Raw genomic sequence first — 338 nt, forward strand, 5'->3', positions numbered from 1 at the left:
ACTACCGGACCATTTTGGTTGCGGGGACAGGATTTGAACCTGCGACCTTCGGGTTATGAGCCCGACGAGCTACCAGACTGCTCCACCCCGCGATAATAAAAAGTATTAAGTTTAGCTATGCTCATTGCCTGTAGACTGTCCTCGCCTCAGGAAGCAAAATCAAGAAGAGATTATTTCGAGGACAGCACTGCTGTCCTCAAACAATCCGTTCTACCTGGCAACATCCTACTCTCGCAGGGGGAAACCCCCAACTACCATCGGCGCTGAAGAGCTTAACTTCCGTGTTCGGTATGGGAACGGGTGTGACCTCTTTGCCATAATCACCAGATATAAGGTTG

Annotated in this window: 1 tRNA gene and 1 rRNA gene; both read right to left on the reverse strand. The window is 50.0% G+C overall.

The features are described 5' to 3' along the window. Positions 1-15: 15 nt before the first annotated feature. Positions 16-92: transfer RNA gene (locus tag ACQCV8_RS20180), tRNA-Met, on the reverse strand. A 120-nt stretch (positions 93-212) separates the two neighbouring features. Continuing rightward, positions 213-328, reverse strand: a 5S ribosomal RNA gene (gene rrf, locus ACQCV8_RS20185). Between the last annotated feature and the right edge of the window lie 10 nt (positions 329-338).

Source organism: Metabacillus sp. 84 (assembly GCF_050107715.1).
Classification (GTDB): domain Bacteria; phylum Bacillota; class Bacilli; order Bacillales; family Bacillaceae; genus Metabacillus_B.